At 58.1% G+C, this 11,859-nt stretch carries 10 protein-coding genes; 5 read left to right on the top strand and 5 right to left on the bottom strand.

The annotated features are described in order from the left end of the window. The first annotated feature begins 65 nt into the window (after positions 1 to 65). Positions 66 to 728 carry a response regulator transcription factor gene (locus tag B2589_RS04885; protein ID WP_286815796.1) on the top strand — a complete coding sequence of 221 codons (663 nt, stop codon included), beginning with the start codon at positions 66 to 68 and terminating at the stop codon, positions 726 to 728. 7 nt (positions 729 to 735) lie between these two features. Here the strand turns inward: B2589_RS04885 and ntrC are convergent, their stop codons facing one another. The 4 genes from ntrC to glnA form a co-directional block, all read right to left on the bottom strand. Next, complete coding sequence (ntrC, locus tag B2589_RS04880; protein WP_286815795.1) at positions 736 to 2,169, bottom strand: nitrogen regulation protein NR(I); 1,434 nt, start codon at positions 2,167 to 2,169, stop codon at positions 736 to 738. Further along, positions 2,166 to 3,266, bottom strand: coding sequence for a nitrogen regulation protein NR(II) (gene glnL / locus B2589_RS04875; protein WP_286815794.1), 1,101 nt, complete (start codon positions 3,264 to 3,266; stop codon positions 2,166 to 2,168). The genes ntrC and glnL overlap by 4 nt, the downstream gene beginning before the upstream one ends. 261 nt (positions 3,267 to 3,527) lie before the next feature. Beyond that, entirely contained in the window at positions 3,528 to 4,055 is a 528-nt protein-coding gene (locus B2589_RS04870; RefSeq protein WP_022989934.1) for a DUF4124 domain-containing protein, read from the bottom strand. A 177-nt stretch (positions 4,056 to 4,232) separates the two neighbouring features. Beyond that, positions 4,233 to 5,636: a glutamate--ammonia ligase gene (glnA, locus tag B2589_RS04865; RefSeq protein WP_058341484.1), complete on the bottom strand. Its 1,404-nt coding sequence runs from the start codon at positions 5,634 to 5,636 to the stop codon at positions 4,233 to 4,235. A gap of 392 nt (positions 5,637 to 6,028) precedes the next feature. Between glnA and typA the strand changes: the two genes are divergently transcribed. From typA to B2589_RS04845, 4 genes are all read left to right on the top strand, one after another. Continuing rightward, positions 6,029 to 7,840: a translational GTPase TypA gene (typA, locus tag B2589_RS04860; protein WP_022989932.1), complete on the top strand. Its 1,812-nt coding sequence runs from the start codon at positions 6,029 to 6,031 to the stop codon at positions 7,838 to 7,840. A 259-nt stretch (positions 7,841 to 8,099) separates the two neighbouring features. Beyond that, positions 8,100 to 9,062: a prolyl aminopeptidase gene (pip, locus tag B2589_RS04855; protein ID WP_286815793.1), complete on the top strand. Its 963-nt coding sequence runs from the start codon at positions 8,100 to 8,102 to the stop codon at positions 9,060 to 9,062. Positions 9,063 to 9,170: 108 nt separating this feature from the next. Beyond that, on the top strand, positions 9,171 to 9,626 hold the full coding sequence (gene dtd / locus B2589_RS04850) for a D-aminoacyl-tRNA deacylase (protein WP_286815792.1): 456 nt from the start codon (positions 9,171 to 9,173) through the stop codon (positions 9,624 to 9,626). Positions 9,627 to 9,792: 166 nt separating this feature from the next. Beyond that, on the top strand, positions 9,793 to 10,653 hold the full coding sequence (locus B2589_RS04845) for a CYTH domain-containing protein (RefSeq protein ID WP_199456756.1): 861 nt from the start codon (positions 9,793 to 9,795) through the stop codon (positions 10,651 to 10,653). Here B2589_RS04845 and B2589_RS04840 read toward each other — a convergent pair. Beyond that, positions 10,630 to 11,823 carry a potassium channel family protein gene (locus tag B2589_RS04840; RefSeq protein WP_286815791.1) on the bottom strand — a complete coding sequence of 398 codons (1,194 nt, stop codon included), beginning with the start codon at positions 11,821 to 11,823 and terminating at the stop codon, positions 10,630 to 10,632. The two genes, B2589_RS04845 and B2589_RS04840, sit on opposite strands and share 24 nt — an antisense overlap. Positions 11,824 to 11,859 lie beyond the last annotated feature (36 nt).

Genomic DNA, 11,859 nt, shown 5'->3' with positions numbered 1-11,859 from the left:
GAGCAGATATTGGAGACCGTTGTGATAATCTGGTTTGGCAAACACCAACAATAAATGAGCTCAAAATGAAAATTCTGATTGCGGATGACCATGCGGTGGTACGGCAGGGGTATGTGAGCCTGTTATCGATGGCCCTGGAGCCGTGTGAGGTCGTCGAGGCTGCCTCCGGTGAAGAGGCTTGTGAGTACTGCCGAGTGCATCAGCCGGACCTGATCATCATGGATGTCGGACTGCCCGGCATCAGCGGTATTGAGTCCGCGGCCCGAATTCTGGAGGATCAGAAAGATGCTCGCATCCTGTTTTTCAGCATGTACAACGAAGTCCCCATCGTTAAGCGCGCCCTCCAGGTAGGCGCCATGGGATACATCACCAAGTCCTGCGATACTGACACTCTGATCAAGGCGGTCCAGCGAGTTGCTGAAGGTGAAATCTTTGTTGAATACGATCTGATCATGAAGTCGTCTTTCAATGATCAAGCATCTGAGTCCTCAAAGCTGCAGCAACTGACGCGCCGGCAGTTTGAAGTGTTTTCCATGCTGGCTCGCGGGTTAAGCAACGATGAAATTGCCCATGCCCTGGCAATCGAAAAGAAAACCGTGGCCAATACGGTGACCGCCATTAAGAGCAGCCTTGGAATCGAGTCGATGGCGAAGCTGGTCTTCTTCGCCATTGATGCCGGGCTGGTTCAAATCTGCACGCAGCCAGCGGCGTCCGTCGCCCAGGATTGACGGCTGCTTAGTCTTCCGAGTCCTCAGCAGAATCGATTTTCAGCTCATTGATCTTCCGGGTCAGCGTATTCCTGCCCCAGCCAAGCAGCACGGAGGCATCCCGGCGGCGCCCGCCGGTGTGCTTCAGGGCCACCTCGATCATGATCTTCTCGAACTCCGGCACGGCGGTGTCCAGGATCGATTTCTTGCCGCGTTTCAGTTCCTGTTCCGCCCAGTTTTTCAGGCCTTCCTGCCAGGTCTGGCCAGTGGCGCTGTGCTCACTTTCCGCCTGGTGCAGGAGTTCCGGGGGCAGGTCGTCTACGTGGATTTCCCGGCCACTGGCCATTACGGTCAGCCAGCGGCAGGTGTTTTCCAGTTGGCGCACGTTGCCGGGCCAGGGCAGGGTGGTCAGGTATTCTTCAGCGTCTGGCCGCAGTATTTTCGCTTCTACCGACAGTTCCTTGGCGGCCCGTTTCAGGAAGTGCTGCATCAGTTTGGGGATGTCTTCTCGGCGTTCAGCCAGTTTGGGCAGGTGTACGCGAATTACGTTCAGGCGGTGGAACAAGTCTTCGCGGAAGCTGCCGGCCTGCACCAGTTTTTCCAGATCCTGGTGTGTGGCGGCGATGATGCGCACATCCACTTTGATGGGGGTGGTGCCGCCTACCCGGTAGAACTCGCCATCGGCCAGTACTCGCAGCAGTCGGGTCTGGGTGTCGGCGGGCATGTCGCCGATTTCGTCCAGAAACAGGGTGCCGCCGTTGGCCTGCTCAAACCGGCCCTGGCGGGTGGCGCCGGCGCCGGTGAAGGCGCCTTTTTCGTGGCCGAACAGTTCCGATTCAATCAGGTCTTTGGGAATGGCGGCCATGTTCAGGGCGATGAACGGGTTGTGGGCCCGGGGGCTGTGGTTGTGCAGGGCCTGGGCCACCAGTTCTTTACCGGTGCCACTCTCGCCGTTGATCAGCACGGTAATGTTGGAGTTGGAGAGCCGGCCGATGGCCCGGAACACCTCCTGCATGGCGGGTGCTTCGCCGATGATTTCCAGGTTTTTCTGAACCGACTCCATCTGTGGTTCCGCCGCGGCCTTTTTCTCGTGGCTGTGGGCGATGGCCCGCTTAACCAGGGCCACGGCTTCATCCACATCAAAGGGTTTGGGCAGGTATTCGAAGGCACCGGTCTGGTAGCTGGTCACCGCGCTGTCCAGGTCGGAGTGGGCGGTCATGATGATAACGGGCAGGTCCGGGTGCTTCTTCACGATCCTGGACAGCAGGGTAATGCCGTCTACGCCGGGCATGCGGATGTCGCTGATGATGGCATCCGGTTGTTCGTGCTCCAGGCGCATCATGATGCTTTCACCGCTGTCGAATACGCGGGGGTGCAGGCCGGCCTGGGTAAGGGCACGGTCCAGTACCCAGCGGATGCTTTTGTCGTCGTCTATGATCCAGACGTTTCCCGTTCGGCTCATTGGTTGTCCTCCAGAGGCAGGAAGATGATGAAGTCGGTTCTTCCCGGTTCACTCTCGCATTCCACCAGCCCGCGATGCTGGCCGATGATGCTTTGGGTAATGGAAAGCCCCAGGCCCGTGCCGGACGCCCGGCCACTGATCATGGGGTAGAAGACGTTCTGCAGCAGTTCCGGCGGTATACCCGGGCCGTTGTCGATAATGTCTACCCGGCACACCAGGCGGTGGCGTCGGTGGCCGATGGTGAACTGGCGCAGGGCCCGTGTGCGGAAGGTGATGGTGGGCATGTCGCCGCTGTGGCTGTCTACCTGGTTTTCGAAGGCGGCTTCCATGGCGTTGCGGGCGATGTTCAGGAAGGCCTGGATCAGCTGTTCCTTGTCGCCGGTGAATTCCGGAATGCTGGGGTCGTAATCCCGCTTCAGGCGCACCCGGCCCTTGCTTTCGGCTTCAATCAGGGTGCGTACCCGTTCCAGTACTTCGTGGATGTTGGTGCTGGCCATTTGCAGGGCCTTGTTAGGGCCCAGCATGCGGTCTACCAGGCTGCGCAGGCGGTCGGCTTCGTTAATGATCACCTGGGTGTATTCGCGCTGGTCTTCGCTGTTCAGTTCCCGGTCCAGCAGTTGCGCCGCACCTCGAATGCCCCCCAGCGGGTTCTTGATTTCGTGGGCCATGCCGCGCACCAGGATGCGGGTGGTTTCCTGCTGGGAGATGATGTCTTCTTCCCGGCTGATGCGCAGCATCCGGTCTTTCGGCTGGATTTCGATCACCAGCTCGGTCGGGTCTACGCTGACCGGGGTTACCGAATAGTCTACGGTGAAGCGTGAGCCTGTCAGCAGGGCGAACTCGGCCTCGCGGCGGGTGTAGGACTGTCCGTTGTTGAGGGCTGCGTACAGGGTCTTCAGGGCGTCGCTGGAGTCGATCAACAGGTCGCCCAGGGGCAGGCCCCGGGTGCGGGTCAGGCTGGTTTCAAACAGATTCTCGGCCGCCGGGTTCAGGTAACGGATAGTGAGGTCTTCGCCCAGCACCAGAAGGGAGGTGCTCAGGCTGTCCAGAATGCTTTTGTATCCACTGTCCGGGGTGGCGGGCGGCTGCAACGTCATGCTCGGCTTCCGTTTTCGTTTCATGCGTGTACCCCGGATTTGCAAAATCCGAACCAGTTTTTCTGGCTGACAGAAAAAAATGGGCAACGGCCGGGCGTGGGCCGGCCTGTGGGGCATGGCGGTGCTGTGGCCTGGTGCAGATGGTTCGGGAAAGGCTACAGGCAGCCGGCGATTTGCCCCTTCGCTGCCCAGAGTATGGCGTTAATGTGGTGCGTATGCACTAAATTGGTGCAACTGATTCCGGGTGCTACCGCTGATGTGTTATCGGCGCAGAACAGACGGGCGATGAACGGTAAAGCTGATACCGGGGCCGGTTTTCACCTGAACGCCCTGGTCGTCCACAATATGCACTCCGGCCTGGTGGGTGCCGCGATCAATGTTGTTCACAGTTACCGAGCCGGAGGAGCTCTGGCCTACGGGCTGGCCGTCGAGGGTGATTTCGTATTTGTGGCCACGCTGGAGGCCGGGGGTGCTGCGCACTTCAAAGGTGACGTCGCCACTGCCGCTGTGGAAGGCCTGGTCATTTTGCGGGTGCACAAAAGTGAGGCTGTCGTAGTTGGCGCCTTCCTTCTGGACTTCTTGCCGAAGCTGGTCGGTTTCCCGCACCACTTCCGGTTTGGGCAGGGTGATGGTGGTCACCGGTTTTACTTTAACGGTTTCGCTGCCCTGCATCGGCTCGTCTGAGAAGGTGACGTTGCCCTGGGCATCCACATGCCGGTACACCTCTGCGTGGGCGCCGGCGGCGGCCAGTAAACAGAATCCGGTTACAAGGGCGAGAGGTGTTTTCATAATAAAGGCCTGCATTGATCAACTGCCTCGATTATCGGCGCCGTTGGCGGGGTTTTCAACGGCTGGCGGGCTTGCTTGGGTTACATATCGTTAAGGGCCTCACAAAGCCAGCTATAAAAAAGCCCCGCACGGGGCGGGGCTTGTTGCTACCGGGCCGCACCAAATTGGTGCAGGGGCTTAGCAGGAGTAATACAGTTCGAATTCAACCGGGTGAGTGGTCATGTTGATACGCTCAACTTCGCCACGCTTCAGGTCGATGTAGCCGGCAATCATGTCTTCGGTGAACACGCCGCCGCGGGTCAGGAACTCGTGGTCTTCTGCCAGGCAATCGAGCGCCTCCTGCAGGGTAGTGGCTACCTGCGGGATGTTCATGGCTTCTTCCTTCGGCAGGTCGTACAAGTCCTTGTCCATGGCATCGCCAGGGTGGATCTTGTTCTGGATGCCGTCCAGGCCGGCCATCATCAGGGCGGCGAAGGCCAGGTACGGGTTGGCTGCCGGGTCCGGGAAGCGCACTTCGATACGGCGCGCCTTCGGGCTGCTTACGTACGGAATCCGGATGGAAGCGGAACGGTTACGGGCAGAGTAGGCCAGCATGACCGGGGCTTCAAAGCCGGGTACCAGGCGCTTGTAGCTGTTGGTGGCCGGGTTGGTGAAGGCGTTGATGGCCTTGGAGTGCTTGATGATGCCGCCGATGTAGTACAGGGCCATTTCGCTCAGGCCGGCATAGCTGTCACCTGCGAACAGGTTTTTGCCGTCTTTGTTCAGGGACATGTGTACGTGCATGCCAGAACCGTTGTCACCCACTACCGGCTTGGGCATGAAGGTGGCGGTTTTGCCGTAGGCGTGGGCTACGTTGTGCACGCAGTACTTCAGAATCTGAACTTCGTCTGCCTTGCGGGTCAGGGTGTTCGGGCCAACGCCGATTTCACACTGGCCGGCCGTGCCCACTTCGTGGTGGTGCACTTCGATGGTCAGGCCCATGCTTTCCATCGCCGCACACATGGCGCCACGCAGGTCGTGCAGGCTGTCTACCGGCGGAACCGGGAAGTAGCCGCCTTTCACGCCCGGGCGGTGGCCGATGTTGTTGCGGTCGAAGTCTTCGCCGGATACCCAGGCGGCTTCTTCAGAGTAGAGCTCGTACATGGAGCCCTGCATGTCGGTCTTCCACTTAACGGAATCAAAGATGAAGAACTCCGGCTCCGGGCCGAACAGAGCGCCGTCGGCAATGCCGGTAGACTTCAGGTATTCCTCTGCGCGACGGGCAACTGAGCGGGGGTCACGCTCGTAACCCTGCATGGTGGTGGGTTCCACGATGTCGCAGGTAATGTTAACGGTGGTTTCTTCGGTGAACGGATCCAGCACGGAGGTTTCATCAACCGGCATCAGGATCATGTCGGACTCGTTGATGCCTTTCCAGCCAGAAATAGAAGAGCCGTCGAACATCTTGCCGTCGGCAAAAAAGTCTTCGTCTACTTCAGTGGCAGGCAGTGTAACGTGCTGTTCTTTACCGCGGCTGTCGGTGAAGCGCAGGTCAACCCATTTGACTTCGTGTTCTTTGATCAAATCAATCGTCTTGGACATTGTGCATGCTCCGTAGTGATTTCGTGTTCGTTGTGCCGGATCGTTCAGTGTGCTGAGGCCCGATCTCTTGCAGGTGAAGGCAGCTTACCAGAAGCCTTTGGCCCTTACCTTTCAATTACGGCTGCTCCTCACTAAGCAAGTGCCTTGCCAGTTTTGTGTAACTGCGCCACAACAGCGCAGTGGCAAGGCTTTGGTGCGTTGTGTGTGCAAAAGTGTACGGTGGCCGGCCTGGAATTGCACCAGAATAGCGCACCACTTTGGTGCGAAAACCGGTGGATTGCCTGATATCAGTGCGCCGGAAGGGTTGGTTACATATTAGGCACTATTCTTCATATTATCGACATGGACTTTTCGATATACTGCGCGCCGCTAATTTCTGCAGGATACCCGTTGTGATTGATAAGCTTAGAAACGTCGCCATCATTGCCCACGTCGACCACGGTAAAACCACCCTGGTTGACCAGTTGCTGCGCCAGTCTGGCACCCTGGACCGTAAAGAGCTCGAAAACGAGCGCGTTATGGACTCCAACGACCAGGAAAAAGAGCGTGGCATTACCATTCTGGCAAAAAACACCGCGCTGAAATGGAAGGACTACGATATCAACATCGTAGACACCCCGGGCCACGCTGACTTCGGTGGCGAAGTTGAGCGGGTAATGAGCATGGTAGACAGTGTGCTGCTGGTGGTGGATTCCATCGACGGCCCCATGCCGCAAACCCGCTTTGTTACCCAGAAAGCTTTCGCAGCGGGCCTGCGTCCGATTGTGGTTGTGAACAAGATCGACCGCCCGGGTGCGCGCCCGGACTGGGTTGTAGACCAGGTATTTGACCTGTTCGATAACCTGGGTGCCACCGACGAGCAGCTGGACTTCCCGATTGTTTACGCCAGCGCCCTGAACGGCATTGCCGGTATGGACCATGAAGACCTCCAGGACAATATGGACGCCGTGTTCCAGGCGATTGTTGACCACGTGCCTGCGCCTTCTGTTGACATGGACGGCCCGTTCCAGATGCAGATCTCCCAGCTGGACTACAACAGCTTCCTGGGTGTGATCGGTATCGGCCGTATCATGCGCGGTAAAGTGAAGACCAACACTCCGGTGGTGGCTCTCGGTGCCGACGGCAAGAAGCGCAACGGCCGTATTCTGAAGATCATGGGCCACTCCGGCCTGCAGCGTGTGGAAGTTGAAGAAGCCCAGGCTGGCGACATTGTGTGCGTAAGTGGCCTGGACCAGCTGTTCATTTCCGACACCCTGTGTGATCCCTCTAACGTAGAAGCCCTGCCGGCGCTGACCGTTGACGAGCCCACCGTATCCATGACCTTCCAGGTAAACGATTCGCCGTTTGCCGGTAAAGAAGGCAAGTACGTAACCAGCCGTAACATCAAAGAGCGCCTGGAAAAAGAACTGCTGCACAACGTGGCACTGCGTGTTGAAGAAGGCGATTCAGCGGACAAGTTCAAGGTGTCTGGCCGTGGTGAGCTGCACCTGTCGGTTCTGATCGAGAACATGCGCCGCGAAAACTTCGAGCTGGCCGTAGGCCGCCCGGAAGTGGTGGTCAAGGAAGTAAACGGTCAGAAGGAAGAGCCGTACGAAAACGTGATCATCGACATCGAAGAGCAGCACCAGGGTGCGATCATGGAACAGATGGGTCTGCGTAAGGGTGACATGACCAACATGATCCCGGACGGCAAGGGCCGAATCCGCCTGGAATACACCATTCCGGCCCGCGGCCTGATCGGTTTCCGGAACACCTTCCTGACCATGACCTCCGGTACCGGCATCCTGACTTCCACCTTCAGCCACTACGGCCCGGTGAAAATGGGTGACGTAACCAGCCGCCAGAACGGCGTTATCGTTTCCATGGCGACCGGTACTGCGCTGACCTACTCGCTGGAAACCCTGCAGAGCCGGGGCAAGCTGTTCCTGGACCCGGGCCAGGAAATCTACGAAGGCCAGCTGTGTGGTATCCACAGCCGCGACAACGACCTGGTGGTTAACCCCACCAAGGGCAAGAAGCTGGACAACATGCGTGCCTCCGGTAAAGACGAAGTGATCGGCCTGGTGCCGCCCATCAAGTTCACCCTGGAGCAGGCGCTGGAGTTCATTGACGACGACGAGCTGGTAGAAGTCACGCCCAAGTCGATCCGTCTGCGCAAGAAGCTTCTGACCGAGAACGAGCGTAAGCGCGCGGGTAAGAAGTAAAAGACTTTTTGCCACGAAATCCACGAAAGAACACGAAAGAAAGAAACTGATTGGCCACGGACACTCACTGACCCTCACGGACAAAAATGCTTTTGGCAGTTGTCCGTGTAATTCCGTGAGTGTCCGTGGCAAAAAAAATAATCTTTTTCTTTTGAGTTTCTTTCGTGTCCTTTCGTGGATTTCGTGGCAAACCAATCCCTCCTTTATTGTCTCCACCCAACTCAGCTAGACTGCCGTTATCCCTGAAACGGAGTTCGTCATGCTGAACCTCTACCCCGACATCGACCCCTACGCCCGTCACCGCCTTGCGGTGGACGAACCCCATGAGTTGTACCTGGAAGAATCCGGCAATCCGGATGGCATTCCTGTGCTTGTGGTCCACGGTGGCCCGGGTGGTGGGTGTGAGGATTACCATCGGCGATTCTTCGATGCCGAGCGCTTCCGGATTATCCTGATGGACCAGCGCGGCGCTGGCCGTTCCACGCCGCTGGCGGAGTTGGAAGGCAACAGCACCGACACCCTCGTGCAGGACATGGAAACCATTCGCCAGTTTCTGGGCATTGACCGCTGGTTGCTGTTTGGTGGCAGCTGGGGCTCCACGCTCAGCCTGGTGTATGCCGAAGCCTATCCGGAGCGGGTTCTCGGGCTGGTGTTGCGGGGCATTTTCCTGTGCCGGCCGCGAGATATTCAGTGGTTTTATCAGGAAGGTGCGAGCCGGGTGTTTCCGGATTACTGGCAGGATTTTCTGGCGCCGATTCCTGAATACGAGCGTCATGACATGGTGACCGCCTTTTATCGCCGGCTCACCAGCGCCAATGAACTGGAGCAGATACAGGCGGCCAAGGCCTGGTCGATCTGGGAAGGCCGCTGTGCCACCCTGCATCCGAACCCCAAGGTGGTGGGGCATTTCGGCCACCCCCATGTCGCCATAGCCCTGGCACGTATTGAGTGCCACTACTTCATGAACAACGCCTTTCTGGAACCGGATCAGATTGTGCGGGACGCGGGTCGGTTGGCGGATATCCCCGGGGTAATTGTGCACGGCCGTTACGACATGGTGTGCCCGCTGGATAATGCCCTGGCTCTGCACCAGGCCTGGCCGGAAGCCGAGCTGCATATTATCCGGGATGCCGGCCATTCCGCATCCGAGCCGGCTATTGTGGATGCGCTGTTGCGGGGCGTAGAAGAGGTAGTGGCGAAAAGCCTGCCCAGCGCCGGTTGAGCATAGACTTATTATTGGCCTTCAAGGGCTTGCGGCCCCGCCGATGGCCCTATACACTCTTGCGCGTTGCTGATTTTTAGCCCTGTGCTAGTCTTGCCAAGGGATGGAATGAAAGGACTGATCCAGCGCGTTTCCGAAGCCAGTGTAACGGTGGATGGCGAAAAGATTTCGGCCATCGGGCCGGGGCTTCTGTTATTGCTGGGTGTAGAAAAGGACGACGCACAGAATGAGGCCAGGGACTTGTGCCGAAAAATCCTCTCTTACCGGGTATTCCCCGACGAGCAGGGCCGGATGAACGTTAATGTTCAGGACTCCGGCGGATCCCTGCTGATTGTTCCCCAGTTCACACTTGCCGCCGATACCGGCTCCGGTACCCGCCCGGGGTTCTCGCTGGCGGCTGCGCCGGATATGGCCAATTCCCTGTATCAGAACTTTATTGCACAGGCGCGCGCTGAGCTGGGTGAGGACCGTGTGGGTGAGGGGCAATTCGGGGCAGATATGAAGGTGGCCCTGGTGAATGACGGCCCTGTCACGTTCATGCTGGAAACCGGCAAAAAGGGTTAGTGCACAGAAATGTGACAGAGTTGTATCTGGCGCCTCACAAAAGGGCGGTAGATAAGGAAATGTTTGAGCCGGCTTGTGGTTTTGCTAATCTAGTAGTTATAAAGCCGGTGACTCTGTCACCGGCTTTTCTGTTTTGGCAGGAAAAGAAATCATCAGGAGCACTCCAGTGGCCACGGAACTTGAAGTAAAGCTGACCCTATCGGAATCCGCACAGTCCCGGGCCTTCGAGTGGCTCAAAGGTCAACCGGGTGCAAGCGAAGGTCCGGTTAAAACACTGGTCAATCGTTACTATGACACCCCGAATGCTGCGTTGAATCAGGCCCGTGCCGCGTTGCGAGTCCGTCAGGCCGGTGGTCGCTACATCCAGACCTTGAAAACCCAGGGCGAGTTCGTAAACGGAGCCCATCGCCGCCAGGAGTGGGAGTGGGATCTGCCGGGGCCGGATCTGGATCTTGAGCTTCTGGAACAGACTCCGTTGAGATCTGAGGTCGACCTTGGCGAACTGGAACTGGTTTTCGAGACCAACTTCCAGCGGCGCATTATCATGCTCGAGCAAGCAGAGTCCGTCATTGAGGTCGCTCTGGACTCAGGCGAAGTGGTAGGCGGAAAGCAGGCAAGGCCCCTGTATGAAGTGGAATTTGAGCTGAAAGCGGGCGAGCCGGCAGCGCTGCTTGAAAATGCCCGCGCGCTCGCACAAGCCGTTCCGGTATTTCTTAACCTTGTGAGCAAAGCCGAGCAGGGCTACTACCTTGCCGGAATCTACCGCCCGTCCCTGGCATTGCCAGCTTCAGGGTTCAGCTCGCTATCCTTTCTGCATTACCTGAGTCTGGCCTGGTTAACCGGTGATACGATGCGTCTGCCCGCCAGCACGCTTGCGGAGATTGAGCGGCAGGCGGAAGCGGTCGGGCTAGTGCCGGTGTGGAGGCCGGTAGCCAGGGCACTGGAAGACGGTATTGCCGTGGCGAGCCTGGTTGAGCAGTTTCCTGAGTTCGGCCAGTTGCAGTTAGCGCTCGCTGCCGCCGGCTGAAGGATTTTCTTCAGGCTTCTCGGTGACGGCTTTCTCGTTTTGCTCATGCATGGCGCGCCACTGCTTGAGAAACTCCCGATACCGGTCAAGCGCTTCCTCTACCACTGACACCTCCGGCGTCTCGCTGGAGCGAACCAGAACAATCAGCCCCTTGCCCTCAACTTCGGCGTTGGTATCCGGGTGGCAGATTACCTCGTTGTCGTGATCAATGTAGGCCAGAGCAGTTCCTATTCCGTGGCGAACCAGAGCGCTGACAATATCCGCCCAGGTAAGATCATCCAGTTCCAGGTCGTAGCGGTGTGGGTGGTCACGCTCGTAGTTGAACATGTCTTCCAGCACTTTCTCTGAACCTGGCGCCACCACGGCGCGCACCATGATTTCCGGATAGGTTCGAACCGGCCGTATGATGGTTCTCACCCCCAGGGCCTTGAAGCGATCCCGGTTGGCATCACTCACGCATTCCACGGTGGTTTTGCCGCCAAGGTTGGACTCTGCCAGCCGGTGGGCGATATCGAAGGTCAGGCTGTCGGAGAAAGGATCGGACTCGTCGGCCGCGAGCACAATCACGTGCCTGGCACTGCCGGCGTGGACGGATTTCAGCGCTTCCGGATCATTGCCTGCACCGTGGAAGTGCACCATGCCGCAATCCCGAAGCTCTGCCGGCAGGCCGCCGGGAAACTGTCGGGTCAGAAGCATGATCGGCACCGTGTGGTACTCCGGTATCGACCGAATCTGGGTGGCGAAGCGCATGAAGTATTGTTCGCCACCGGTGCGTGGGGTGTTGATGATTACGATGTGGTCTTTCATGTTGTAAATCCAGCGTCCGGAGAGGATTCGTTCACGGCGGTAGAACCGGTATTCAATATAGTCGCTGACAATCAGTGTGAGCAGGGTGATGGCAGTTACAAACATCAGCACCACGGTACTGATGCGACCGATGGCGGTTACCGGCGCGTAGTCACCATAGCCTACGGTGACCAGTGTGGTCATTGTGAGCCACGCGGCTTCGAAAAAGCTCAAAGGCTCCGCAGCCCAGAGAATCAATATCTGCGCGGAAACCAGTGCGCCAAGGGCGAGGAAAAGGCGCTTGATCCGTTTCCGGATCAGGCCACCCATCGGCAGGTGTGGCTGCGAGTGTTCCGGGTTCAGCGGGCGACGATTGCGCATCATGGAGTGGGGCTGCCTGTTCAGTCCGTGGCAAGTTCG

It is taken from the genome of Marinobacter sp. UBA3607 (assembly GCF_002375525.1).
GTDB classification, from domain to species: domain Bacteria; phylum Pseudomonadota; class Gammaproteobacteria; order Pseudomonadales; family Oleiphilaceae; genus Marinobacter; species Marinobacter vinifirmus.
The sequence above is the reverse complement of the archived record's forward strand: the minus strand, read 5'-3'. Positions and strand labels throughout refer to the sequence as shown.

What these genes read in the sequence shown, in the direction of transcription:
- dtd (WP_286815792.1), top strand. Translation starts at nt 9,171, where the DNA reads ATGAAAGGACTGATCCAGCGCGTTTCCGAAGCCAGTGTAACGGTGGAT.
- B2589_RS04840 (WP_286815791.1), bottom strand. Translation starts at nt 11,823, where the DNA reads ATGATGCGCAATCGTCGCCCGCTGAACCCGGAACACTCGCAGCCACAC.
- glnA (WP_058341484.1), bottom strand. Translation starts at nt 5,636, where the DNA reads ATGTCCAAGACGATTGATTTGATCAAAGAACACGAAGTCAAATGGGTT.
- glnL (WP_286815794.1), bottom strand. Translation starts at nt 3,266, where the DNA reads ATGACGTTGCAGCCGCCCGCCACCCCGGACAGTGGATACAAAAGCATT.
- pip (WP_286815793.1), top strand. Translation starts at nt 8,100, where the DNA reads ATGCTGAACCTCTACCCCGACATCGACCCCTACGCCCGTCACCGCCTT.
- B2589_RS04885 (WP_286815796.1), top strand. Translation starts at nt 66, where the DNA reads ATGAAAATTCTGATTGCGGATGACCATGCGGTGGTACGGCAGGGGTAT.
- ntrC (WP_286815795.1), bottom strand. Translation starts at nt 2,169, where the DNA reads ATGAGCCGAACGGGAAACGTCTGGATCATAGACGACGACAAAAGCATC.
- B2589_RS04870 (WP_022989934.1), bottom strand. Translation starts at nt 4,055, where the DNA reads ATGAAAACACCTCTCGCCCTTGTAACCGGATTCTGTTTACTGGCCGCC.